Source organism: Streptomyces sp. IBSBF 2435 (assembly GCF_036815005.1).
Taxonomy (GTDB): Bacteria; Actinomycetota; Actinomycetes; order Streptomycetales; family Streptomycetaceae; genus Actinacidiphila.
Window position 1 is genome coordinate 40,776 of sequence record NZ_JAJSYW010000007.1, and the last position, 25,834, is coordinate 66,609.

Consider the following 25,834-nt stretch of genomic DNA (forward strand, 5'->3'; position numbering starts at 1 on the left):
TCAGCGCGGTCCAGCAGCCTCGACGGTGGTGGGGGGAACGCGGGCGACTAGCTCGACCGCCTCGATACCGGGCGCCCGGAGAATGCCGTCAAGGGCCTGTACCCGCTTCTGCTCGGTAACTCGGGCACGAGTGTGGTCTCGCACCGGGCAGGCGGTTACGGGTATCGGCTCGAAGCGATTCCTTCCGGCGGCACAGCTGCCCACTCCCCCCGATCGGGCTAAATCCCCGCCCCGCCGTCGCGCGGCCTGCCAGGACTGTGTCAGGCTCGACCGACAACAGTTCGAACTGGGGAGCGCCCGCGGACCGTTTTGCTGATGCCGCTCCGCAGGGCGGGCCAGCGCCGTCGGTTTCCTGTGTGCTGGGGTCCCCCAGTGTGGTCACCGTGTGCGGGGGAGCAGACCTGGACACCGCCGGCCTGCTCCGAGAGGCCACCGACCGGGCACTGGCTCACCATCCCCGATGTGGTCCTCGACCTGGCCGGGGTGACGTTCGCCGACTCCACCTTCCTCACAGTGCTGCTGCAGGCCCGGCAGGAAGCGCTGGGACAGGGCGGGACCATCGTCATGGCGGCCCCCAGCAGCAGCGTCCGTCGCCTTTTGGGCGTGGTCGGTGCCATCGACCTGTTCCCGGTGACCGACGCGGATCAGCCCGAGCGGCCCTGAGGTCGACCGAGGCTCGGCGGCATCCGCGGTAACGCGGACACGTATCCCGAGGCCGACCACACCGCCGCCGCGATGCCGACCACCGCGAGGATCGAACCCAGGCCGGCGTGGCCCTGGAGGTCACTCACCTCATCGGTGATGATGTCGCGGGCCGGGCCCGGGGCGAGTTTCCTCACGCCCTCCGATACCCGATTCGTCGGTCGGAGAAGGTGACGCTCCCGCTCGCAGGAGTACTCGCACATCGGCAGTCGCAGCCCGGGTAGGCGCCCCTCTCCGAGAGTGCTACGTCCACCACTCAGGACGCATATCCCTGATGACCGCAGCCGCGTATTCTTCGGTCTGTACCAGCCCGGGGACCAAGGCCAGTTCGTAGGCACGCAGAGCAGAGGCGCCTGCTTCGAATTCAAGGTAGCCGCCGTACTGGGTCGGCGCTAGGTCGTGTCTGATAATTGATCTTGTGACAGGTCGAGGTGAGTTGACGGATGCGGCGTGGGTGCGGATAGAGCCGCTGCTGCCGGGTGCGGACGGGTGTGGGCGCCCGTGGCGGGATCATCGGCAGGTGGTCAACGGGGTGTTGTGGCGGTTGCGGACGGGTGCGCCGTGGCGTGATCTGCCCGAGCGGTACGGGCCGTGGCAGACGGTCTACGAGCGGTTCGCCCGTTGGGAGTCGGACGGGACGTGGGCGAAGCTGCTGGAGCACGTCCAGGTGCGGGACGACGCGGTGGGCGCGGTGCAGTGGACCGTTTCGGTGGACTCCACGGTCAACCGCGCCCATCATCACGCTGCCGGCGCCCGTAAAAGGGGAGGCCGGCACGGACAAACTGGAAGATCCGCAACGCTCGGCGGCACGGCAGGCCCTCGGCCGGTCCCGGGGCGGGCTGACCACCAAGGTCCATCTCGCGGTCGATGGCCGGGGCCTGCCGCTGTCGCTCGTGCTCACTGCCGGCAACGTCAACGACTCGACCGTGTTCGAAGCAGTGCTGGATGCCGTCCGGATTCCGCGCGCCGGGCGGGGACGCCCCCGCACCCGCCCGGACCGGGTCCTGGCCGACAAGGCGTACTCCTCCAGGGCGATCCGGGCCTGGTGCAGGCGCCACGACATCGCCGTCACGATCCCTGAACGCTCTGACCAGGTCGCCAACCGGCTCCGTCGCGCCTCCCGAGGCGGCCGGCCTCCCGTCTTCGACGCGGACGCGTACAAGCACCGCAACGTCGTCGAGAGGTGCTTCAACCGGCTCAAGCAGTTTCGCGCGGTGGCGACCCGCTTCGACAAGCTCGCGGACCGCTACCAGGCCGGACTCCGCCTCGCCTCGCTGATCCTCTGGCTCCGCGAGCCCGCGTCGGCACGCGCTTAGCGCGCGGGTGGCGGCACGGTGAGCACACCCGATGGGATCCCCAACCGACCCAATCGGGACAGGAGCGCTGCTTCCTGTTCCTGGGTGACCTCAATCCACAGGGCCGTTCCCGAGTCGCTGGCGCTGAAGACCAGACGGCCGTCCCGCCAGCCTTCGGCGTGGATTGTGTAGGGAGCCAAGTCCGACAGCACCTCGAAGTGCCCGTCGTCTCGGACATCAAGGTCGATCCCCATCCCAGGATCGGAGCGCCTGGACCGGGTACCGCTCACGACCTCCTGCCGAGCCAGCGATAGCGCGCGCTCATACGAATGCAGGACTTCGACCGGCCAGAGGTCACCGCTGTAGGCGTCGATGTGGGATGCGTCGATACTCGAACGCAGCACCTGAAGCGCTTCGCGATGAACGCGCGCAACGTCCGCAGGGCGAACCCCGTCCACGAGTACGAACTCGCGGACCCGGACGCCATCCTGCCTGATCACATGCTGGATCCTGCCACAGGCAGCCAGCCCACTCCACAGAGAACCGCCGCAACATGATCATTGTCAGACACGCCCTAGCCCGGAGCCAGCCCAGTCCTCGCGCAACGTCGCGATCGGGACCGGCCTGGCCGCCATCGGGACCGACCGCGGGGTTGTGCATCGCCGAGGTGACGGGCTGAAGCTGAGCCCGCTGGAGATGTTCGAGCACTGGCTCGACCGGCACCACCCGTAAGCCCGAGCCCGGTCCCGCCGGGGGGGCCGAGCTCGGGCGGAGACCGCCGCGTCCGACGGGAGCCTAGTTGGTGCCGGCGGTCAGCTCGCTGAACAGTTTGTTCGCCGACTCGGAGGCGAACTGGCGCTGGAGCTCGGCGCGGGCGATCTGCTTCTTGAACTCGCCCTCGAATCCGGTGAATCCGGCGTTGTGCATGGTGTCGGTGATCCACGTCGCGAACGCCTGGTAGTTCCAGATGTGCGGCAGGCAGGTCTGCGAGTAGCTGTCGAGGAGGCCGGAGTCGCCCTCCTTGGTGTGGCGGATCACTGCGCGGGCGAAGACCTCGGTGTCGTGCAGAGCGAGGTGGATGCCCTTGGCGCTCATCGGCGGCACGATGTGCGCGGCGTCACCCAGGAGGTAAAGGTTGCCGTAGCTCATCGGGTCGAACACCACGCTGCGCAGCGGAACGATCTGCTTGGACAGGATCTGCCCGCGCGAGGGCGGCGTGCCGAAGCGGGCCTCCAGCTCGCTCCAGACCCGCTCGTCCGGCCACTGCTCGGAGGTGTCGTCGACCGCGCACTGCAAGTAGATCCGGCTGGCTTTGGGGCCGCGGGGAATCATCCCGGCCAGGCCCCGTTCGTGGATCGCCATGCCCGAGGGCTTGGTCTCGGTGGCGGCCAGGACGCTTAGCCAGGAGTAGCCGTACTCGTGGGAGTACTCGGTCAGCGCGGAGGCGGGGATGGAGCGGCGGGAGACGCCGTGGAAGCCGTCGCAGCCGGCGATGAAGTCGCAGTCGATGGTTCGCGCCGCACCGTCGGCGTCCCGGTAGCGCACCACGGGGCGGCCCTGGGTGAGGTTCTCCAGGGTGACGTCTGCGGTTTCGTAGCGCAGGTCGCCGCCCTCGCGGAGGAAGACCTCGGTGAGGTTGCGCACCAGGACCTGCTGCGGGCAGTACAGGCTCTCGTTGTTGTCCTCGTCCACGTCGATCGGCATCGCGTGGCCGTCGATGTAGAAGCCGCCCTCGCTGTGCGGGATGGGGTCGCCTGCGAGGACCTCCTCCAGGCCCCATTCACGGAAGAGGCGCACCCCGAAGGTGTCGATCGTTCCGGCGCGCTGGCGCTTCTCGACGTAGGCGCGAGGGTGCTTCTCCAGCACGACGCAGTCGACGCCGTTGCGCAGCAGGAAGTTGCCGAGAGTCAGACCAGCGACGCCGGCCCCGATGATGACGACGGCCGTGTCGTCGTGTGTCTCAGTCATACGTAAGAGCCCTTCATGATCCGTGCAGTGGCCGGTACGCGCCAAGCGCGCACGTCGCGGCGCCGACCGTGAGGTCAAAGGGCCGGCACTCGCTCGCTGTCCACTGTGGAAGACCCGGCGGACTGTGAACCACTGGTAAGTCGACGCTCGATACCGGAAACCCGCCAAGATGGCTCTGACATCACGCACTGTGCACCTGACCAGCACAAAACGCCCGGGTGGGGGCTAGCGCGCGTGGAAGCGCAGGCCCGCCTGGTAGCGGCCGGGGGTCTGGCCGACGACCTCGGTGAAGGCGTCGATGAAGGTGGACGGATTGGACCATCCGCACGCGACCGCGGTCTGCGTCACCGTCATCCCGTCGGTCAGGTGCGCCAAGGCGTGGTGGATGCGCAAGGTGGTCCGCCAGCGGTGGAAGCTCATGCTCAGCTCAGCGTGGAACAGGCGGCTGAGCGTGCGCTCACTGGCTCCCACCGCCCGGCCCAGCTCGGCCAAGGTGGACGGCCGGGCGGGGTCCGCGCGCAGCAGGTCGGTGGCGGCGCGCAGCCGGTCGTCGCTCGCTTCGGGAAGGTGGAGGGAGGTCTCGGCGGCGTCGGCCAACTCGTCCACGATCACAGCGAGCAGGCGCCGGTGGGCGCCGGGGCGCCGTTCCGGCTCGTCGGTGAGCGCCAAGAGGGCCTCGCGCAGCAGCGGGCTCACCGCGAAGACACTGGGGTGATCGATGAGATCGGCGCACAGGTCCAGCGGGACGGACACCAGCCGCACGTCGGTCTGCCCGTAGAAGCGGTGCGAATGAGCAAAGCGCGGAGGCGTCCAGGTGATCCGGTCCGCCGGGGCGACCCAGGTGCCGCGCTCCGTCGCCGTGGCTAAGGCGCCGGCGGCGGCGTAGACCAGCTGACCCTGGACGTGGCTGTGGGGATCGAGCTGGAAGCCGTGCGGCAGCCAGGCACCGCCTTGCAGGATCTCCTCGTCCGCATCGGCGGGCAGCGGTGAAGTGTGGCGGGCTGTCGGCATCAGGCGTCAGTTTACCGGTGGTCTCGCGCAGAGCGCCGCGCCGACAGTGGTCGCATGACCACGATGACGCTCAAGTCCCGTCCCCGGTGGAGGTAGCGGTGGCCTCCCGGATCCAGCGCCCTCGCAAGCGGCGGATGCTGTCGTTGACCGTGCAGGAAAGCGAGCAGCCCAGTCCGCACTTCATGACCGTCACGCTCGGCGGCGAGGACGTCCAGCACCTGGAGTGGGCGGGCTTTGACCAGGCCGGACGTCTGTTCTTCGCCGACCCCAACGACGACGCCACGGAGGTGTTCCTGCCCAGCAGCGAGCGGTGGATTCTCCAGCTCACGCTCCAGGCCGGCAAGCAGCGCCCGCGGGTGCGGACCTACTCGATCCGGCGCTTTCGGCCCGAGGCATCGGCGTTCGACATCGAGATCTCACTCCACGCAGACGACAGCCCCGGCTCGGTCGGCCCGGGCACCCGATGGGCGCGCACCGCTGAGCCAGGCACCAGGGTCGCGTTCCTCGACGAGGGACACAGCTACACGCCCGCCCCCGGCGCCGCCTGGCAACTCCTGGTCGGTGACGAAAGCGCCCTGCCTGCGATCCTCGCCATCCTGGAACAGTCCGCGGCGAACCTGCCCGCCGAGGTCTTCCTGGAAGTCCCCTCATCCGACGACATCCGCAGCGACATCACGGCGCCAGCGGGCAGCATCGTCCACTGGCTGCCCCGCACCGACGCCAGCGCAAAACCCGGCGCCCTCGCCCTGGACGCGGTGAAGACGGCCCGCCTTCCCGAAGGACACTTCTACACCTTCACCGCCGGTGAAACCTCGCTGGCCACCGGGATCCGCCGCCACCTGGTCGGCGAACGCAGCGTGGCGAAGTCCGACATAGCGTTCCGCGGTTACTTCAGTCACGGCCGCGCCAGCCTCTGACCCGTGCTCACCAGGCGCAATCAGGGCCATCGCCCCAAGGAGCGCGGCGCAACATAAGCGACGATCGCCGGTTAGGGAAACCGGCGATCGTCGCGATCATTGGTGTACCCCCGCACCCGACTTCGGAGCACGACACGATCCCCCCACCCCCCATCGCCAGCTGGCCGATTCATCTGCCGAAAGCGACCACCTTCTCCCCAGGCGGCAGGCATCTGCCCATGATCACGAGGCCGTAGCAGTGCTCATTTCGCGCGGACAGCGCGAGCTCCGAGAGGGCCGTGTCCGCGAAATCGCGATCCCTACAATGCTCATGCGCCGCAGCAGCGTGAAGGTCCGAGTGTCTGCTCAACCGTTGTCAGTTGTCAGTTGTCAGTTGTCAGTTGTCAGTTGGTGGCGCGACGAGTTCCTCGGCGATGCCGGCTTCCAGCGCGGCGATGCGCCGATCGGCGAAGCGGGCGTTGTCTCGGGCAGCCGTAAGGCGTTTGTTGAGACGTTCGTTGATGCTGGTCAGCGCGGTGACTTCGCGGCTGAGGGCAACGTTGGCGGTCGTGATGCGCACGACATCGGCATCCGTCCAATCCTGTTGCAGCTCGGCGATCTGACCCAAGAGTTCAGCAATGCGATCTCGTTGGTTGATGATCTCCGCGTGGGCTGCCTTGAGGGCTTCCTCGGTGTTGAGCGCGCGTTCCCGCCACGAAGCCTCGATCGCTTGGCGCTGGGCTTCGTCGGCGTCAGCCCGAAGTCCGCGAGCACGCGCTGCAGCACGTGCGACCGGCTGGCGGGCTTCGGAGTGCTCGTAGAGGGAATGTGCGGGACACGGCGGCCTGGCGTGCGACAGCGGCCATGGTGATCGGGCCGCCACGGGCAGCGAGTTCGTCGACCGTGGTCTGGATCCGAACCAGGCTGGCGGCGGCCTTCTGCCGACGGGCGTCGAGGGCCTGGGCGGTGCGTTGTGCTGAGGTTGTCACGCGGATTCCTCGAGGACGTCGGTTGCCTCGCTGTCGAGTTCGGCAAGGTCGCGAGCGCGGAAGGCAAGCGTCCACTGGCGGTCGTAGTAGTCCTGGGGGCGACGGAGGTCCATGGCGAGCGCGGCGCCGAGCAGGCCGAGGCCGGCCAGCGCACTCTCCAGACCCTTGATGGCACGCGCTGTGGGTTCGAAGACGGAGTGCAGGTAGTCCGCCGTTCGGTCATCGGGAGCGTGTTCGGCAAGAGAGGCCCACTGCTCGGCTTTGCGTCGCCAGTAGAGGAGATCGGCTCCGGACATGACGAACTTGTCGCAGTTGTGGCAGTCCAGGTTCCACGGACAGCGGTCGCCGCGGACAACGGGCTGGTAGGTGCAGAAACCTGTCCCGCTCGGAAAAACGATTCTGGGCGTGACCTGCAAGCTCTTCCTGCCAGGCAGAGTCCGTACAGGATCTGGGACGATGCCTCGATGGTCCTGTCGATCGTCACCGCGCTGGCCAGGAACCTGGTCATGATGCCCGTTGCCGTGCTGCGCAGCCGCGTGGCCAAGGACGCGGAGGTGCTGGCGCTCCGGCACGAGAACGCGGTGCTGCGCCGTCAGATCGCGCGGGTCCGCTACGAGCCAGCCGACCGGATCTGGCTGGCCGCGCTCTCGCGATTGGTCCCCGCGGGCGATGGCGGGAGGTCTTCGCGGTCACGCCGACCACCCTGCTGCGCTGGCACCGGGATCTCGTCAAACGGAAATGGACATTCGCCCAGCACCATCGTCGCCCCGGTCGCCCCTCCACCGCGCCGACGGTCAAGCAGCTCATCCTGCGCTTGGCCCGCGAGAACAGCAGCTGGGGTCACCGCCGCATACAGGGCGAACTCGCCCGCCTCGGCTTCCCGATCGCCCCCTCCACAGTCTGGGAGATCCTGCACGCCGCCGGCATCGACCCCGCCCCACAGCGATCCGATCCGACCTGGCGCCAATTCCTCACCACCCAGGCCCACGGCATCATCGCTGCCGACTTCCTGCATCTCGACACCGTCACCCTCAAACGCCTGTACGCCCTGGTCTTCATCGAGCACAGCACCCGGCACCTCCACCTCGCCGGCGTCACCACCCACCCCACCGCCGAATGGACCACGCAACAGGCCAGGAACCTCACCATGACGCTGGGGCGCCGGATGACCTCACTACGCTTCCTGCTCCGCGACCGAGACTCGAAGTACACCCGGTCCTTCGACGTCGTCTTCACGGCAGACGGCGTAAAGATCCTCCTCAGCCCACCCCGGGCACCGAAAGCAAACGCGATCTGCGAACGAGTCATCGGCACACTACGCCGCGAGACCCTCGACCGGACCCTCATCTACAACGAAGCCCACGCCCACGCAGTGCTCACCGCCTACCTCAAGCACTACAGCCAGCACCGCCCCCACCAATCCCGGCACCAACTACCGCCAGACAGCACCGAACCACCCACCCCGGCCAACGTCACCAACCTCAAAGCACAGCGGATCCGGCGACAACCCGTCTGCAACGGTCTACTCAACCAGTACCACCACGCTGCCTGACCACCCAGCATCACCGCAGCTCACAAGACTGAATCGTATTTTCGAGCGGCACAGGATCACCACCGCCGTCCTGCGCGACGCCACCCACTGGGACGACGTCGTGAAGTCACTCGGCTACGAGCACCTGCGTCGCCACGACCTGCGCCACACCGGCCTGACCTGGATGGCCGACACCGGGGTCCCCCTGCACGTCCTGCGGTTGATCGCCGGACACGGCTCCCTGCACACCACCAGCGCTACCTCCACCCCGACCTGCACTCCGTCGTCCGCGCCGGCCAATCCCTCAGCACCCACCTGACCGGCGTGCGCCTGCCTCCGGTGCCGTCGGCTGCGTTGTCGGCAACTCTGCGCAGATTGTAGAGATGCCACAAACCATGGGCAGAAGCCGTGATCTTGGTCCCTGGAAAAATGCACTCTGACCTGCGGGTTTTCTTGAGTTATCGTCCCTGCGTGACCCCTGGGTACTGACACGACATCAGACGAACATCATCCCCCGGAAAGACTGAAGAGCCCGCTGACCTGGCTTTATGCCAGTCCAGCGGGCTCTTTTGCACCGTCGGGACGACAGGATTTGAACCTGCGACCCCTTGACCCCCAGGCGCGGGCGCTGACCATCGGAAACCCGCTAGCCGTACTGCGCAACGGCTCACAGCCCGGCAGCGGTCCATGTCCGTCGACCTGTGTACGCCACTGTTGATGTCGACCACTGATGTCGAGCCGCGACTTGTCGCGCAGACGTTGGCCGCCGGCTCCCCCACCCACCCGGCTCTCCACTGACTCCGGCGTGACTTGCGGCGGTCGCCGGTGGCCGACGCCAGTGGAGGCCAGCGCACCATCGCACGGCCCGGGAGTGCCCCGGCGATTGTGCCTGTTGCCTTCCCTAGCCCGGCCCACGCATGCGGTCGCCGTAGACGCCGACTAACTTCGCACCAAGACGGGAGCAACGTTGCTTACCCACCAGCATCAACAGTGTCCTGTCGTCACCAATCTTCGCGATTGCACCCAGATCACACACTGGGTGGATACCATGCTGTTCCCTTAGGTCCAACAAAACAGGAATATCAAATGACCTCAACTTTCTTATCATCTTTCCCCGGGCATTGGCGGCGACCGGCCAGCGACTACCGAGAGGCAATAAAGAATTCACTTATTGTCCTCGACACCAACATCCTACTAGGGCTTTACCGATTCACTCCAGTCGCACGCGCTGAACTATTTAATTTTCTATCGGAAATCCAAGGACGCCTTTGGGTCCCAAATCAAGTAGTTGGCGAGTACTACCAGCGGAGAATCGACGCAATAAAGGAGCACATCAGCCTTTACAATGAAGTCCCCAAGGCGATATCCGACCACAAGGCAAAGATAATCACAGAGATCCGAAATTTTGCCAATCGATGTTCACTATCGAGCTCCGAAAAAGATCAGCTCATTAGCCCCGTCGAAGCGTCCATAAAAGATGTCCCAGAGAAGATAAAGACACATGAGGAAAAATTTGATCTTACCCTGGAGAAGGTTGTCAATGCTGACCCTATTCTGTCCGCCCTCGCCCAATTGCTTGATGGAAAAACAGGTGATCCATTCAGCGCAGAGTAAATAGAGTCGCTACTAAGAGAGTTCGAAAGCCGCGTAGAATCCAAGACACCGCCGGGCTATCGCGACGCGGGAAAAAAGGAGAACGCACACGGCGATTTCTTCATATGGGAACAGATGGTTCGCGAGTCCAAAAGTAGAAACATACCAGTACTCATGGTCACTAACGACGCAAAAGAGGACTGGGTCCGCAGAGAAGCTGGACTCATCGTTGGCGCTCGCCCCGAGTTGGTACTGGAGATGAAGAGAAGGGCTGGTACTGACCTGTTGATCACCCAACTAGGTTTGTTCCTGAAGAGCGCGAAGGCTGAACTCGGGGCTTCAGTGAGCCCATCCACCGTAGCTCAGGCGGAGAGTCTTCGAACTAAGGCCCCCCATACTGCTCGCCGTCTCAAGGTTACAAAATATCTATATCCTCAACTCATCGAGGAGCTCACCGAGCGGATCGACGCATGCACCGCGGAGCTCGCTAGGGTCGAGAAATTCCTCTCACCCAAGGAAACTACTCCGCGCGACAGGCACGACTTGCGAGTGCTCCTGGGCAAGGAATTCATTCGCCGCGAATTGCTTTCTAATTCACTGACTTGCATGCGAGATAATATTGTAGGTGAGACGAAAATTGATTATCTAATCGAATTTCCAGATAGCGCCAGTCTGGAAGAAGCACGCTCTGCCCTCTTAATAGTACGTCGTCGCGATCGTCATCATGGCCCCTTCCGTCACTCAGGATCGGACAACGCAGATCTATCAGGCATGAAGGTAAGAAGTTCTGCAGTTCAAGCAGAAATTGAGACTCTTTTCAGAACCCAAATACTTTCCCAGCAAGAAAGAGAGCGGCTACAGTCCTCGCTTGTCGAAGCCTACCAGCGCGCCAAGGAGGGTGATCCAAGCGCACACGAGGAATACCTCGCAGCCCAGGAAGCGTTGCAATCCGTCGAGATGACAGCTTCTGTCATAGATGAAAGGTTGCGAGAGCTAACACGGCAAGTAGAAGGCAACGAGGCCGATTAGACAGCGGTAGCATTTTTATCTAATTACCCAGGGTTGTTGTCCGGAGCATCTGAGGTCCTGCCCGCGGCCAGCAGATGTGAACTTGCGGCGAGCAGCTCTATATACGGCTCTGCCAGGCGGGCCGCTGCGAGAGCGGATTCGAATAGCGCATGCTCCGGATTACACCCTTCTCGCTGGTCAACGGCCTTAAGCAAAAACCAGGCTGGACCTTCGATGCGAACACCTCCACGTCAGTCAACTGGCGGACATGCAGGCCGGTCCCAAGCTGCGCTAATGGCTGACTGGACGTACCTAAACGAACTCGTATTGCAGTTCGTACAGGTGCCCTGCCTTCGCCATCGCCGTCGCCTCGATCGCGCGCTCACCGATGCTGTAGACCACCCTGAGGGTCCGCAGGATTGGTAGATCACTCGGGAGGTCCAGGGCCTCATACTGCTCCTGGGTAGGAACTCGGGCGGAGACACGATCTACCGCCTGGACCGGCGGGAAGCCCATCTTCGCCAGCAGCGCGGGGGTGCCACCGCGAATCTTCCGCGGCTCGGCCAAAGCTGTTCCGCGAGCGATCTCCGCAGGGTAGTAGGACTTGACCAGTTCCGCCGGCTCCCCGTCGTAGGAGAGCAGTTGTCGGCGGAGAACCGCCATGCCAGTTTCGCCGAGGTTCAAAGCGGTTGCTACCTCGGCCGGTGGCCGGACCTCGCTTACTTCCAGGAGGTCGATGCTGCCGCGCCCTTGACACCTACGCGCACGTGATGGACTCAACGCTCAAAGCCGCCGCGACCCGCATGGACGACGCGCTGTCGCTGGACGACGGAGAGGAGGGCGACGACGGGACGGCAGGGGTGCCAGCGGTCGTCTGACGGCCGCGTTGATGTCAGCCGTTGATGTAGGAAGCCCTCTGGGATACTCCCAGAGGGCTTCTGAGCACCGTCGGGACGACAGGATTTGAACCTGCGGCCCCTTGACCCCCAGTCACGAAGACCAAGGGGATATCCCCGCCATTAGGGACCAATCCGCCGAGCGTTACGTGTAGTTACACGGCGATCGCTCACCAACGCGCACCACGTGTGGTTCCCATGTGGTCCCCGGTGAGCTGGGCCGACGCTTCACGAGACGACTCTCCTCCGGTCTTCCTCATCTGGCGGCATCTGACAATCGAACGTTGCCGCAGTAGTTTGCTCCGGTAACGCTATCCCCGCCGGGCAACGACGGGATGACCACGGCGAAGGCTGCGACGACGAGACCAAACCCGGTACACCACACTCCATCCGGTTGTACTCGGGACCGGCTTCAGCGGTGGGGATCTCGCGACGTATCACTCAAGATCATGATACGACAACGCGACTTCCGTGGTAGGCCCAGCGGAGCCGGACCTGCTAGAACCGGCCGGCCCGGTGTCTCGGGCCGGCCAGCTTCGGTGTGGGGTGTGGGGTGTGCGTCCACGTCTAGCAGTGTGCACGGACTGACTTCGATGCCTTGTGGTTATTGGGAGAAGTAGCCGCTGCAGTCGATGACGAGGTCGAGGTCGCCGTCGCTGTGGTTCTTGATGTCGATTTCGCTGGCGGCGTTGGTGGGAGTCAGCGCGAGGTTGGCGTTGATCGCTCCGGTGACCCAGTCGAGGTTGGAGGTGGGGGGGACTGCCGCGTCGGTGGGGTAGGCGACGGCGAAACCGGTGCCGGTTGCGGTGGCTTCGGTGAGCATCGTGGCCAGCGTGGGGGTTGTGGCGGTGGTGATCTGCTGGACGTTCGCCTGGGTGAGGGTATAGATGCCCGAGGCTCCGATGGGGTTGGCGTTTCCACCGGTGCCGTTTCGGGTGTCGACCAGTCGGGTGGGGCTGACGGGGTGGTAGGTCTGGCCTGTGGTTGCGTTGGTGTAATAGCCGACGATGTCGACGAGGACGGCAGTGGCATTGCCGTGGTTGTAGATGGTGATGGTGCCGCCTGTGCCGATGGGGGTATCGGCTGCCATGGAGGCCAGCGCGCTGGATGTGTCGTACGTGAGGCTTGTGGCCGCCGCAGGGGCGGCCCCGGTGGCGTAAGCCTGCAGGTAGCCGTTGCCTGTGGCGTCCGCGGTGGTGAGGTTGATCGCGATGGCCGTTGCGTTGGCGGGGACACCGGCGACACCGTTGATCGTCAGTGTGAAGGGGGTGTTGGCAGGGACGGTGCCGGTTGAGGCGAGGTTGGTGTTGGCACGGCTGGAGCGGGTGTCCAGGGCGCGGGTTGCGGTGGCCAGCGGGGTGTAGGTCTGGTTGCCGGGGCGGGCTGAGTCGCTGGTGAAGTATCCGGTCATGTCGACGACCAGGGCGACGGTGCTGCCATGGGTGAAGAGGTCGATCCTGCCGTCGGTGCCGACCGGGACGATCTGGTAGCCGGTGGTGGCGCTGTTTGCGGTGAAGTTGGTGGAGGAGGTGACGGGGCGCTGAAGGCTGTCGGCATAGGCGGTGACGTAGCCGCTGACGGTCTGATTGACGGCGGTGGTGTCGATGGCGACGGCGGTGACCGAGGACGGGACGGGGATGGTGGTACCGGCGGTCGACGTGACGCTGTCACCAGCGATCTTCAGAGTGGTGACGGAGTCGGCGGCAACGGTGGCGGTGCCTGCGGTGATCCCGCTGGTGTTGGCCAGACCGCTGGTGGAGCGGGTGTCCAGAATGCGGGTGGGCGTGATGGCCTGGTGGTAGGAGGCAGGTGAGAACGGCTGGGTGGGGGGAATCGCGGCGCCGGCCCAGGTTTCTACGTCGGAGAGGTGGCCGGTGTAGAAGCTGGTCGGGGACGAGCCCCCGTTCTTGTTGGCGCCGACGATGAAGGGGCCGGTGGCGCCGGCGCTCGGGGCGGTGTGGCTGCCGGTGGCGACGAACACGTCGTCCGCATAGAGGTTCATGACCTTGACGGTTTTGTCGTAGGTGGCGGTCAGGTGCGTCCATGCGCCGAGGTGGACGGTGCCGCCGGTGACAGTGTCGTAGGTGGCGGCGCTGCCTGAGCCGGCGTTGAGGCTGAACTGCCAGCCGCTTGCGGTCGGGATCAGCTTGATCCCGGAGTAGGCGCTGCCGTCCTGGGAGAACACCGCGCCGCCCAGCGTGGTGGGCTCGGCCCATACCGACACCGTCAGGCTGTTTTTAAGGTCGACCGCGTTGGCGGTGGTGTGGAGGTAGGCGGTGCTGGCCCCGTTGAGTTGGAGGTCCGGATCGAACAGGTCGCCGTTGTCCCAGGTGGCGCCAGCGCCTTGGGCCGTCAGCGGTAGCGGGGTGGTTCCGGTCGAGTCTGCGGCGGTGGTGACTGGGCCGTCGGTTGCGTCGTTCAGCGGCCAGGCGTGGCTGCCGGTTGTGAGCTTCTGGGCGCCCCGGGCGGCCAGTACAGGAGGGGTTTTGGTCAGGTCCAGCAGGGCGGCGTTGACGTTGCCGTCTGCCTCGGCCTGCCACAAGTCGGGCATCCCATCCCTGTCGAGGTCCCCGGCCTGCATGAGAACAGCAGAGGCGCTCATCGTCAAGGCGAGGGGACTGACGGGATTGCCCTGGGCGAGGTCTTGCAGATCGGTGGGGTTGTAGTAGTAGACCGCGCCGCCGGCCGGAGCACGGGCGAACAGGGCGGGCAGGCCGTCGATGAGACTGCTGGTGATGGTCCAGCCGGTCCAGTTGCCGGTGTTCGCCGGGTTGGTGTCGGACAGGGGCAAGGCAAGGTCGATGCTGCCGAACGTGCCCGGGAAGGCGTTGGAGCCCTCATCGAGGAGATTGCCGTTGACGATCGCCAACAGGTCGGGAAAGCCGGTGACTGGATAGCCGTTGAGGGTGTTGTAAAGGCCGCCGCCGCTGGCGATGGAGGTGGCGTACTGGCCGGAGCTGCTGTCGTAGAAGGCGGGTGAGGCGACGTTCACCTGGTTGCCGCTGTTGGGTGACAGCGCGGAGCCGTCACCGTTGCCGTAGAGCACTGAACCGTTGCCCTTGGCGGGGTTGTAGTCCAGGACATCGTTGAATCCTGCGCCCGTGGCGAAGTGGCCGGTGATGGCCTGGGTTCCGGTCCAGTCGGTTGGCGAACCGGCGGAGTTGACGCCGGGTCCCTGTGGACCGACCTGCGAGGCCGCGGTGATGATCTTGCCGTCGGGGGCGCCGTGGACGAGCCACAGACCGGCAGGCAGACCGGCCTGCCTGCCGACCAGTGCCAGGTCAGGGACGCCGTCACCGGTCAGGTCGCCGTCCGCAGCGGTCGCTGCGGCGGCGGCGTTGAGCACGCAGCTCGCGGTGTCGCCGATGTTGCCGCCTAGAGAGACCGACGTGACGGAAAGCACGTTGGTGCCGCGGGTGGGCTTGATCCTCAGATTCGGGTCCTTGGTGGAGATGGGTGCGGCGCCGTTGATCTGGTAGAGGTAGTGGTCGGGTGCCGTGCCTGTGCTGTTGGGGACCAGTGTGAAGGCCGCAGAGGCGCCGACCTGGTACTGAACAGTCGATTCGTTGCAGTTCACGCCGTCGGTGTCGCTGACGGTCGGCGCGCCGGGGCGCGTCGGATCGAAGGTGAACTGGCAGGTCATGGGAGCCGCCGAGGTGTACGTGCCGTCGCTGGCTGTGACGTTCCAGGACAGGTTGGTGGTCGAACTGGTGCCCAGCCAGCTCTCCAGGTTCGCCTTGGTGAGCGTGTAGGCCGCTTTGGTGCCGGAAGCGGCGGAGACGGGATTGGAGGTGACGACGGCCGCGCCGCCTGAGGTCCTAGTGACCTTGAAAGTGGCGTTAACCGTGCCGCGGTCGGGGTCGCTGACCCCGGCATAGAGGGTGACATCGCCATCGCCCATGACCCCGCCGGTGCAGTTGCGGCTGGGCGAGGTGCTCAGCGGGCTCGGTTTGGCGGGCTTGTGGTCGTAGGTGGTGGTCATCGTCATCGTCGAGTGGTCGAACTTCTTCCACCCGTACGCGTCGTTTTCGTCAGTGGCGCGCAGGCCCAGCGTGATGGTGGAGGCGGGGTTGTCGGCGATAGCCTGCATGGCGGTGTGGGTGTCCCAGCCAACGGAGGCGGTGGGGCAGCCGGAGGACCAGCCGTGCGCGGCGCTGACGGTGTCGAGCTTGGTATCCCAGGCCGGTTCGTTGTCCCACGTGGTGTCGGAGGAGATCTCGCCGGTTGTCCACAGCTCCACCGGCTTGGCGGTGCATGAGGGTGCGTAGGTCTCGGTGGCGTAGAAGTGCGTCTTGTCGGGGTCGATGGTCGCCCCGTACATCCTGCTGTCGACGCTCATCCGCACAAACGTGTGGGCCTTGTAGTAAGGCGAGTCCCAGCCCTGGTAGCCGACGCGCAGGCCCACTTCGTCGGTGGTCTTCCAGTAGCTGGTGCCGGCGTGCGCGGATGCGGTGTATGTCCACGCCTGCGCGGAGCCGCCGGCCGCGTAGGTGGGGTCGATGTAGAGCGGGTAGACCGTGGACTCACCGGTCAGCAGGGCGGCGTCCGGCGTGAGGACCATCGACCCCGTGCGGTAGACAGCTTTGATCGGCGCCACATGCGCGTCGACTCCCGGTGCCAGGCTGCTGGATGTCTCCGGGCCGTCCGCGGTGGGTGCGTCGCCACCGGGGATGGCCGAGCGGGACTGGGCAGAGCCTGCGGCCCCGGTGGCGGAGTCCCACATCAGCGGGGCTGGGGCGGCGAAGACCATGGCACCGGTCGCGTCCTTGGCGGTGAAGTTGCCCGCTGTGTCGGTGGCCGGTGCGACGTTCTTGGCCGTGGCGGCGAAGGTCAAAGTGGCCAGGGCGGGGTTGGCGGCAGCGGTGGCGTCCTTGACGACCAGGGTCTCGGAGAAGCCGCCCTGATTGTCCGCGGTGACATCGAGGTCGACGCCCGGCAGGACCTCGGGGTAGGTGGCGGTGCGCCCCGACAGGGTGGGGGCCGGGAGCGAGCCGATGGTCGCTGGCAGCGTCAGTGACAGAGACCGATTGATGTCCCTCATCACCGCCAGTGGCCGGGTACCGCCTCCGGAGAGCGTCAGCGCGGTGGCGGTGAGGGCGGGTGAGATGGTGCCGTCCGCGTTGCGCACCAAGGTGGCGTCCAACGGTCTCCAGGCGCCGCCGGTGTACTTGCGTACCGGCTCCGCGGTCTGGGTGAGGGTGAACGAGCCGTCCGGGTTCGCCGTTTCGGTCTCGGTCGGACTGGTGGCGGAATCCACGGCAACCGCCTGACCGCTTGCGACAGCCCGAGCGGAGGCATCCGCTTCGCTCGTCAGGGTCGCGGCTGGCTTGGCCGCCGATGCGGGGGCGGCGGCATGGGCGGGTGCCGCCACCGTGGTCAGCGACAGTGCGCCGAGCGCAGTAGTCAGTACGGCGGCCAGTGCGCGCCGGGTACGGGCAGATCTCACAGGCGGATTCCCCCCAGGTTTCGTGTCAGAGCCCGACGAACGTCGAGTTGGTGGATGCAGCAACCAGTGCGGCAGCAACCGGCAGAGCATCCCCCGGACCTGGGCCTACGTCGACACCGCACCCTGCTTGCGACGTTCCACCGTGAGAGGAATGAGGAGTAACTGCCCCGTTTTTACACACGTCCACCATAGTCTCTTTGCTGAAACATTACATTTCCATGTCTGGCATATCGGATATGAAGCACTCGGCTAGACCTGTGCTTCCGTGCGATAGTCAACGCCGCTTCACCGGTCAGACGTGTGCCGGAAGCTCGTCATGCCTGCTCGCAGGCCGTTTGAGAGATGGGACCGGTGTAGTCGATGGCTCAGGTTGCGTGGTTTGGCCGCGGCTTTCAGCGGATGAGTGTGCCGCGGCGGTGGGTTGGCACCGTTGCTGCGCTGGCGCTCATCACGTCGCTGGCGAGCGCCAGTCCGGCCCTGTCAGCCTCCGCACATGCCGGTGCGCCGCCTGTGCACGACGTCAAGCCGGTCTCCGGCGTGACGACACTGAAGCCGAAGAAGGTCAAGGTCGAGGACCAGACGACGGGCGCCTTCCATGCGTCGCCCGCGCACTGGCCCGCCGCGGCCACCGCCACGGCCGCGCTTCGCGCTCCTGCGGGCAAGCAGCCAGGTGCCAAAGCATCCGCGTCCGGGACGCCGGTTTGGGCGCGGGCCGTTGCGTCGAAAGGCGGTGCATACAAGGGGCCCAGCAGCGTCAAGGTCAAGGTGCTGGCGCACCAGGATGCGACGAAGCTGGGTATTAGCGGCGTGCTCTTTACTGTCGGTACGGCGGCGGGTGGAGCGGGCGACGTCCGGGTGGGCTTGGACACGGCCGCGTTCGGGCAGGCCTACGGCGGCAACTACGCGTCCCGCCTGCACCTGGTGCAGCTGCCCGCGTGTGCTCTGACCACTCCGCAGATAGCGGCGTGCCGCACACCGACATCTCTGCTTACTTCCCACGACCCGGCCGCGCAGAGCATCTCGGCCACCGTTGCGCTGAACTCTGCGCTGGTCGGCACTCAGAGCAGCACCGCTGGTGAGCCCTCCACTGCGGCCCGAGGGGCAACTCTCTCTTCTGAGGCTCAGACGCCGATGGTGCTGGCCGCCACCGCGGACGCGGCAACCGACGGTGGCGGTGGGGGCAGCTACGGTGCCACTGGGCTCAAACCGTCGGGCTCGTGGTCGGCGGGCGGCTCGTCCGGCGCGTTCTCCTATAGCTACCCGGTTTCCCTGCCGAGTTCCTCCGGAGGCCTGGCACCGACGGCGGACCTCAGCTACAACTCGGGGTCGGTTGACGGCCAGACGGCCTCGACCGAGGCCCAGGCGTCCTGGGCAGGCGATGGTTGGAGCACGCAAGACTCCTCTATCGAGCAGACCTTCACCACCTGCTCGGACAAGCCGGAAGGCACCGATTCGCCGGTCTCCACCGGAGATCGATGCTACGACGGCCCGATCCTGACGCTGTCCCTGAACGGCTCCTCCACTTCTTTGGTCAAGGACGCCACCACCGGCAACTGGACACCGGAGAACGACAACGGCGAGACCGTCTTCCACATCACCGATTCCGGAAACGGCAGCGGCACTTACAACACGGACTACTGGATCGTCCAAGCCCGTGACGGCACCAAGTACGAGTTCGGCCGCAACGAGCTGCCGGGCTGGACCTCGGACAAGACGACGACGAAATCAGTGGACGTCGTGCCGGTGTATTCGGCGCACTCGGGCGACCCGTGCTACGACTCGGCGGGCTTCACCTCGTCGGCGTGCACGATGGCCTACAGGTGGCACCTCGATTACGTCGTCGACGTCCACGGCGACGCGATGGCGTACTACTACCACCAGGACACCAACTACTACGGCGAGGACAAGGGCGCACACAACGTCTCGTACGTTCGCGACTCCTACCTGGCGCGGATCGACTACGGGTTCCGTGACAACGGAGCCTACGGAACCGTCCCGAACCAGGTGGTGTACACCACCGACAGCCGTTGCACGCTCGCGACGTGCGACCCGCTGTCCGCTACCACGGCCGCCGCCCAGTACCCGGACGTGCCCTACGACCTGGTCTGCGCATCAGGAACGACGTGCCAGGAGCAAGGGCCCTCGTTCTTCTCCACGGTCCGCCTGTCCTCGATCACGGCACAGCAGTATTCCACTGCCGCCTCCGACTACCAGGCTGTCGACACCTACACACTCCACGAGACGGAACCGGCCACGGGTGACGGCTATTCGCCGACGCTGTGGCTGTCCTCGATCAGTCACACCGGCAACGACACGTCCGCGGGCGGCTCCACCTCGTCGATCACCCTGCCGGACGTGAAGTTCGCGGGCGTCGACCTGCAGAACCGGGTGGACACCTCGTCCTTCCCCGGCCTGTACCGCTACCGGATCTCGGCCGTCACGAACGAGATGGGCGGGGTGACCTCGGTCACCTACGACCTGCCGGACGCATGCACCGCCGCCTATGTCGCCACCGCGAGCCCGTCGAGCAACACCAAATCCTGCTACCCGGTGTCCTGGACCCCGAAGGACTACACCGCGCCGATCACGGACTGGTTCGAGAAGTACGCGGTCACCCAGGTCCTGGAATCCGACATCACCGGCGGTGCTGTCGCGACGCAGACCCACTACACGTACACCGGGGGAGCGGCCTGGCATCACGACGACAACGAAGTCGTCAAGGCAAAGGACCGCACCTGGGGCCAGTTCCGCGGCTACGGCACCGTGGAGAGCCGCACCGGCGACGGCGCCAACGACCCGCAGACCAAGTCCGTCACCACCTACTACCGGGGTATGGACGGCGACTGGCTCTCGTCCTCCTCCACACGGTCGGTGTCGATCACCGACTCCCAGGGCGGCAGTCACACCGACAGCAATCAACTCGCGGGCAATGTCCTGGAGTCCACCACGTACAAGGGCGTCGGCGGCGGGGTGGACCATTCGAGTGTCACGTCGTACTGGATATCGCCGGCAACCGCTACCCGCGCCCGCCCCGGTTTGCCCGATCTGACTGCCCGAGTGGTGCAAAGCGCGGAGGTCTGGAACCGTCAGGCGATCACTGACGGTGGTACCACCAACTGGCGGTACACCGAGACCGACACCACCTACGACGCCGATCCTGGGGACGCCACCTTCGGGCTGCCCACGCACGTCTACAGCCACACCGTCCCCGCCCAGAGCGCATACGACCAGTGCGACACGACCCAGTACGCACCGGCCAACACCAGCCTGAACCTCGTGGGCCTGGTCTCTTCCCAGGAGGCGGATTCGGTAGCCTGCTCCGGCTTCACCGAGAACACAGACGCCACCGTCCCGAAGGCGTTCAACACCCTGGGCGCACCGGCCACGGTCAACCGCCCCAGCCAGGTGATATCCGCCAACGAGAACTTCTACGACGACCTCACCTTCGCCACCGCCTTCCCACAGACCAGCGCCCCCACTGCTGGTGACGTCACCATGGTCCGCCAGGCGTCCGACTACAGCGCCGGCGCCTTCACATGGCGGACCGCCACCCGTGCCGTCTACGACGCCTACGGACGAGCGCTGGTCGGCTACGACGGCAACGGCAACAAGACAACGAGCACCTACACCGTAAACAGCGTCGGCCTCACCACCGGCGTGAGCACTACCAACGCCAAGAACCAGTCCGCGTCGACAGTCCTCGATCCGGCCCGTGGCCTGACGCTGACGACAACGGACACAAATGGGCTGGTGGCGACTGCGCAGTTCGACGCGCTAGGCCGGACCACTGCCGCGTGGGCGCACAACCGCGCGACGAGCGCCCCGGCTGACGCGCTGTTCACGTACACCGTTTCGCAGACCGGCCCTTCGGGCGTCGCCACCAAGACGCTGAACGACTCCCGCGGTTACGTCACCTCTGTCAGCCTGTACGACTCCCTGGGCCGCGACCGGCAGACCCAGACCCCGACCCCGCAGGGCGGGCGCCTGGTCACCGAATCGATCTACGACTCCCACGGCTGGGTGCGAAAGAAGAACAACGCCTACTGGGACGCGGACAACCTTCCCGCGCTGGGCTTCGCCTCGGCACAGGACTCCGCGGTTCCCAACCAGGACGTCTTCACCTTCGACGGTCTCGGCCGCACGGTGGTGGACGACTCCGAGCAGTACTCGGTGACCAAGCAGACCACCACCACCGTCTACAGCGGCGACACCACCACGGTCATCCCGCCGGCCGGCGGGACGGTCAAGGCCACCACCACCGACCCGCTCGGCCGTACCGCATCCGTCGTCTCCTACAGCGTTCCGCCCACGCTGACCAAGCCGGCCGACACCTTCACCGGCCTCTGGTCCGTCAGCGGCGGTACGTCCAACGCGATCGCTTACGGTTACGACGGGCACGGCAAGCAGGACACCGTTGCCAGCGGCGGCAGTACCTGGACCAGCACCTATGACCTGCTCGGCCGTGCGACGGCGAAGTCCGACCCGGACGCCGGCGCCAGCACGATGCTCTACGACGCCAACGGCAACCTGACGCAGACCACCGACGCTCGCGGCAAGAGCGTTTCCTCCGTGTACGACGCGCTGAATCGCAAGACCGCCCAGTACGCGGCCACCACCGCCGGCCAGGCCTCGGCGAACGAGCTCGCCTCATGGGTCTACGACAACGACAACGCCGTCGCCAACGTCAACAACCCGATCGGACAGCTCACTACCGAGACCGCCTACAACGGCGGCGCCGCATATGTGACGCAGCAGCTCGGCTGGAACGCCTTCGGCGAGTCACTCGGCGAGTCAGTGACCATCCCCGCGTCGGAGGGCACCGCCCTGGGCCGCACCTGGACGTTCAAGCACACCTACACCGCTGATACCGGCCTGCTCTACAGCGACGGTTACCCGCTGGCGGGCGGCCTGCCTGCCCAGTCGGTCGGCCACTCGTACTCCACCGCCCTGGACCTGCCCAACGGAGTCGGCGACTCCGCCTACGGCTACGCCCAGAACACCACGTACTCCGCCTACGGCCAGGTGCTCCAGGAGACCGTCGGCTCGGCCGCCAACCCGGACTACGTCACCAACACCTACGACCCGCACACCGGCGCGCTGACCGACCAGCTGCTGACCCGCTCCACGCAGCCGGCGGCGATCGACGAAGAAGCCTACACCTACGACCCGGCCGGCAACATCACCCGGCAGACCAGCACCCGCCTGAACGCCACCGCCGCGACCGAGACCCAGTGCTACCGCTACGACCAGCTCGACCGGCTCACCCAGGCCTGGACAGCGACCGACTCCTGCGCCGCGACTCCCACGACCGCAGCCCATACCACGGTCGGCGACCAGCTCACCGGCGGCAGCGCGTACTGGACCAGCTGGACCTTCGACATCCTCGGCCAGCGCACCAGCCAGACCCAGCACTCCACCAGCGGCGGCACGGACACCACCACCAACTACACCTACAAGGGCACCGGCAACAACAACACCGCCAACCAGCCCCACGCTCTCACCACCACCCAGTCCACCGGCGCCAGCGCCACTTCGACCTCCTATGCCTACGACGCCGACGGCAACGCGCTCACCCGCACCACCCCCGCCGGCACCCAGAACCTGACCTGGAACAGCGCCGGCCAGCTGACCCAGGTCGCCGGCTCCGGCACGGGCACCACCAGCTACGTCTACGACGCCGACGGCAACGTCCTGCTCCAGAAGGACCCCGGCGCAACGATCCTGTACCTGCCTGGCCAGCAGATCACCCTCAACACCGCCACCAACACGGCGACCGGTGTCCGCTACATAACCCTGCCCGGCGGCGGCACCGCGGTACGCACCGGACTTGGCGCGAACTACGGCTTCGAATTCGGCGACCTGCACGGCACCAACGGCATCCGCCTCGACAGCAACGGCCAGACACCGACCTGGCGCCAGTTCACCCCCTACGGCGACACCCGCGGCACTACGGTCACCTGGACCGACAACCACGGCTTCCTCGACGCCCCCAACAACACCAACACCGGCCTGACCCTCCTCGGCGCCCGCCAGTACGACCCCACCATCGGCCGCTTCATCAGCCTCGACCCGCTCTTCGAAGCCACCGACGACCAACTCCTCAACGGCTACAGCTACACCCGCGACAACCCCGTCGGCCAAGCCGACCCCACCGGCCAGATTCCCCTCGGCTGCGGCACCGAAGGCGCTTGCTACGGCTACAGCTCACAGAACGGATGCCCCGGCGGCTGCGGCACCACCGAAAACCAGCAATGGGGCAAGGACCACGGCCAAACCCCCACTCACGGAGGCGGCTGCCGCCCAGGACAGTGCGGCACGTCCAAAGGCAAACCGTCCGTCAACGACGTCGCCTCCACGAAGCGCACCCAGATCAAAAAGTGGTCGCCCCCAGGCCACAGCACCCAGGATCTACTCGGATGGCTCTGGGCCGGCAGCAACGGAAACTGGGGCAGCGGTGCAGACTACTGGAATCCCCAGGCCAACGTGGATGGTCATCTGACCAACCTCTGCCTCGGCCGGACAGGCTGCAGCCGTGCCTACGAATACCTGCTGGGCCATAAGGGCGACCTTGATGGGGCCAGGGCTGTGGCCGCAACATACTGCCTCACCCACGCATCCGAATGCGCATCGGACGAACAATCCCAAGAAGTGACAGCGGTCAACGCCACGGCCTTTGTCACTAACCTCGCATTCGGAGTCTTCTCGTACTCCGGCGGAGGCGGGGGCCGGGGCGGAGGCGGAGGCGGAGGGTGCAGTTTCGATCCCGACACGCCTGTACTGATGGATGGCGGCAAAACATCGCCCATCAGCGAAATCAAGCCCGGTGACAAGGTCGAAGCCGCAGACCCCGCCACCGGAAAACACCAGGGCCCGCACTCCGTCACCGCCACCTGGATCAACCATGACGCCAATCTCCTCGACGTCATCATCCAAGGCGCAGACGGACAATTCGCCACCCTGCACACCACCGCCAACCACCCGTTCTGGGACGACACCACCCGCACCTGGACCCCCGCAGGCAAGCTCCAAGCTGGCCACACGCTCAATACAGCGACAAGCCAGCACGCCGTCGTCTCCACACTCCAGCGCATCCCAAGTCCCGCACAGGACATGTACAACCTCACCATCCAGGACCTGCACACGTACTATGTACTGGCCGGGACCACGCCGATTCTGGTTCACAATAGCGGTGGACCGGGCCCTGGGCAGACGTATCTGTGGCGCGGCGTTACGGCTAAAGAGCTGGCGGACATATCGGCAAATCGGACTTGGAACAGCCCACAGGGCGTCAAGTATTTCTCCTTTACGGAAAAGGGCGCTGCTGAATATTCCCGTAGGGCCTACGCGGCCTATCCTAAGGAAGGTCCGTATACCATGATTCGCACTACGGTCAACGTTGCGGATCTGCCAGAGGGTGCCCGTATGGCGTACACTGCGGATGTGGTTGATGGTGGGGTCGCTCTCAACAACGATGAATTGAAGATTCTTGGAAGGCCTTCAATCATGACCGGTATGAGCACTGGCGTGGGTTGCGGATGAGATACATAGTCGCGGCATCCAGCGAACGAATCGTGGAGGCATGCAGAGAGGTCTTGGGAGAGCTGCCAGGAGTTGGGTTTCGGGTCGGATCGGTACCTGAGGCTGGTGCAGACTGTGACGCTGCGATTTTGAGCTTCCCACTTGCCCATGAACGCTACGGCGGAACTCCGCAGATAGGGGTTGCGCAGGTCCTAGAAAATACACGAGGAGATGGCGCCCCGGGCGTAATTCTGGCTACTCCGCCAGGTCCCGCTCTAACCTCGGAGAATACTGGTAGTGACTCCGAGATTGAGAGGCATGTAGTTCACGTCCTCAGCGCGTGCGTGGCTGAATTCTTGAAATGCTTTCCAGGGTGTGAGGCGAATTCGACAATCCTCATCCATCTAGAGGCGGCGGGAATTGACCGAAGAGATCTCGGGGCGCCTCTAAAGGGCATCTACCGATTCTTGGCTTAGGCATTTACTGGCCTAAGCCAAGAAGATGACAGTGGCCCCACCGGATTTGTTCCGGTGGGGCCACTGGGGTGTCTGACGGCAGTAGTTGACGGCAACGTCAGCGGACGGGTGCCGCACGAAGTGGTGGTTTGTCGCCGTAGTCGGGCCGGATGGTGGGCTCGGAGGGGTTGCGGAGGGTGTTGCCGAGGAGGTCTATGGCGTCTCGTTGGAGGCGGAGTCGGACGTGGGCGTAGACGGTGGCGGTGACGCCGATGTGGGCGTGTCCGAGGAGCTCTTTGATGACGACGAGTTCGACGCCCTGTTCCAGGAGGAGGGTCGCGGTCGAGTGGCGGAGGTCGTGGAAGCGGATGCGGCGGAGGGTGGCCCGGCGGAGCAGGGTGTTGAAGTGTCGGGTGAAGGTGGCTCCCTGAAGCTTCCCCGTTGACCTGGACACCTGGAGACTGGGACCTGGTCCCAGAGGAAGTAGAGCCAGGTGAGCAACAAGCAGGGCAAACGGTACTCGGAG

Annotated in this window: 13 protein-coding genes and 4 pseudogenes; 7 read left to right on the forward strand and 10 right to left on the reverse strand. The window is 65.6% G+C overall.

All coding sequences use genetic code 11. From position 1 onward, the window contains the following. Positions 1–462: 462 nt before the first annotated feature. Positions 463–663 carry an STAS domain-containing protein gene (locus tag V7E46_RS02800; RefSeq protein ID WP_333766899.1) on the forward strand — a complete coding sequence of 67 codons (201 nt, stop codon included), beginning with the start codon at positions 463–465 and terminating at the stop codon, positions 661–663. On the opposite strand, the gene V7E46_RS02805 is transcribed toward V7E46_RS02800, so the two are convergent. Next, a complete protein-coding gene (locus tag V7E46_RS02805) occupies positions 645–839 on the reverse strand; it encodes a hypothetical protein (RefSeq protein ID WP_443053954.1) in 195 nt (64 codons plus the stop codon). The two genes, V7E46_RS02800 and V7E46_RS02805, sit on opposite strands and share 19 nt — an antisense overlap. A gap of 106 nt (positions 840–945) precedes the next feature. Beyond that, entirely contained in the window at positions 946–1,164 is a 219-nt protein-coding gene (locus V7E46_RS02810) for a Scr1 family TA system antitoxin-like transcriptional regulator (RefSeq protein WP_333766911.1), read from the reverse strand. Here V7E46_RS02810 and V7E46_RS02815 point away from each other — a divergent pair. Further along, positions 1,121–2,018 (forward strand): IS5 family transposase gene (locus V7E46_RS02815; RefSeq protein WP_333766900.1). Its coding sequence is split into 2 segments (ribosomal slippage): positions 1,121–1,470 and positions 1,469–2,018, totalling 900 coding nucleotides; the frame shifts between segments, so codons are not numbered across the junction. The genes V7E46_RS02810 and V7E46_RS02815 overlap by 44 nt on opposite strands. Here V7E46_RS02815 and V7E46_RS02820 read toward each other — a convergent pair. The 3 genes from V7E46_RS02820 to V7E46_RS02830 form a co-directional block, all read right to left on the reverse strand. Further along, entirely contained in the window at positions 2,015–2,497 is a 483-nt protein-coding gene (locus tag V7E46_RS02820; RefSeq protein ID WP_333766901.1) for a hypothetical protein, read from the reverse strand. The two genes, V7E46_RS02815 and V7E46_RS02820, sit on opposite strands and share 4 nt — an antisense overlap. Before the next feature lie 295 nt (positions 2,498–2,792). Beyond that, positions 2,793–3,965, reverse strand: a complete 1,173-nt coding sequence (locus V7E46_RS02825) for a 4-hydroxybenzoate 3-monooxygenase (RefSeq protein ID WP_333766902.1) — start codon at positions 3,963–3,965, stop codon at positions 2,793–2,795. 225 nt (positions 3,966–4,190) lie between these two features. Further along, positions 4,191–4,976: a helix-turn-helix transcriptional regulator gene (locus V7E46_RS02830; RefSeq protein ID WP_333766903.1), complete on the reverse strand. Its 786-nt coding sequence runs from the start codon at positions 4,974–4,976 to the stop codon at positions 4,191–4,193. 98 nt (positions 4,977–5,074) lie between these two features. Here V7E46_RS02830 and V7E46_RS02835 point away from each other — a divergent pair, with 98 nt between their 5' ends. Then, on the forward strand, positions 5,075–5,893 hold the full coding sequence (locus V7E46_RS02835; protein ID WP_333766904.1) for a siderophore-interacting protein: 819 nt from the start codon (positions 5,075–5,077) through the stop codon (positions 5,891–5,893). A 376-nt stretch (positions 5,894–6,269) separates the two neighbouring features. Here V7E46_RS02835 and V7E46_RS02840 read toward each other — a convergent pair whose 3' ends face one another. Then, positions 6,270–6,755 carry a hypothetical protein gene (locus V7E46_RS02840; RefSeq protein ID WP_333766905.1) on the reverse strand — a complete coding sequence of 162 codons (486 nt, stop codon included), beginning with the start codon at positions 6,753–6,755 and terminating at the stop codon, positions 6,270–6,272. A gap of 102 nt (positions 6,756–6,857) precedes the next feature. Then, positions 6,858–7,277 (reverse strand): hypothetical protein, encoded by a 420-nt coding sequence (locus V7E46_RS02845; RefSeq protein WP_333766906.1) that lies wholly within the window; start codon positions 7,275–7,277, stop codon positions 6,858–6,860. A 48-nt stretch (positions 7,278–7,325) separates the two neighbouring features. Between V7E46_RS02845 and V7E46_RS02850 the strand changes: the two are divergent. The 3 genes and pseudogenes from V7E46_RS02850 to V7E46_RS02860 all read left to right on the forward strand — a co-directional run bounded on the left by V7E46_RS02850 (position 7,326) and on the right by V7E46_RS02860 (position 11,014). Continuing rightward, positions 7,326–8,413: pseudogene (locus V7E46_RS02850) on the forward strand (integrase core domain-containing protein). Between the two features lie 100 nt (positions 8,414–8,513). Then, positions 8,514–8,711 carry a tyrosine-type recombinase/integrase gene (locus V7E46_RS33780; RefSeq protein ID WP_443053956.1) on the forward strand — a complete coding sequence of 66 codons (198 nt, stop codon included), beginning with the start codon at positions 8,514–8,516 and terminating at the stop codon, positions 8,709–8,711. Positions 8,712–9,478: 767 nt separating this feature from the next. Continuing rightward, positions 9,479–11,014 (forward strand): annotated as a pseudogene (locus V7E46_RS02860) (PIN domain-containing protein). 291 nt (positions 11,015–11,305) lie between these two features. Here the strand turns inward: V7E46_RS02860 and V7E46_RS02870 are convergent. Then, positions 11,306–11,740, reverse strand: a pseudogene (locus tag V7E46_RS02870) (UTRA domain-containing protein); the annotation flags it as partial. 753 nt (positions 11,741–12,493) lie between these two features. Further along, on the reverse strand, positions 12,494–17,146 hold the full coding sequence (locus V7E46_RS02875) for a LamG-like jellyroll fold domain-containing protein (protein WP_333766907.1): 4,653 nt from the start codon (positions 17,144–17,146) through the stop codon (positions 12,494–12,496). Positions 17,147–18,466: 1,320 nt separating this feature from the next. On the opposite strand from V7E46_RS02875, the gene V7E46_RS02880 reads away from it, so the two are divergent. Further along, positions 18,467–24,874, forward strand: coding sequence for a polymorphic toxin-type HINT domain-containing protein (locus V7E46_RS02880; protein ID WP_333766908.1), 6,408 nt, complete (start codon positions 18,467–18,469; stop codon positions 24,872–24,874). Positions 24,875–25,426: 552 nt separating this feature from the next. Here V7E46_RS02880 and V7E46_RS02885 read toward each other — a convergent pair. Beyond that, positions 25,427–25,768 (reverse strand): annotated as a pseudogene (locus V7E46_RS02885) (tyrosine-type recombinase/integrase); the annotation flags it as partial. Positions 25,769–25,834 lie beyond the last annotated feature (66 nt).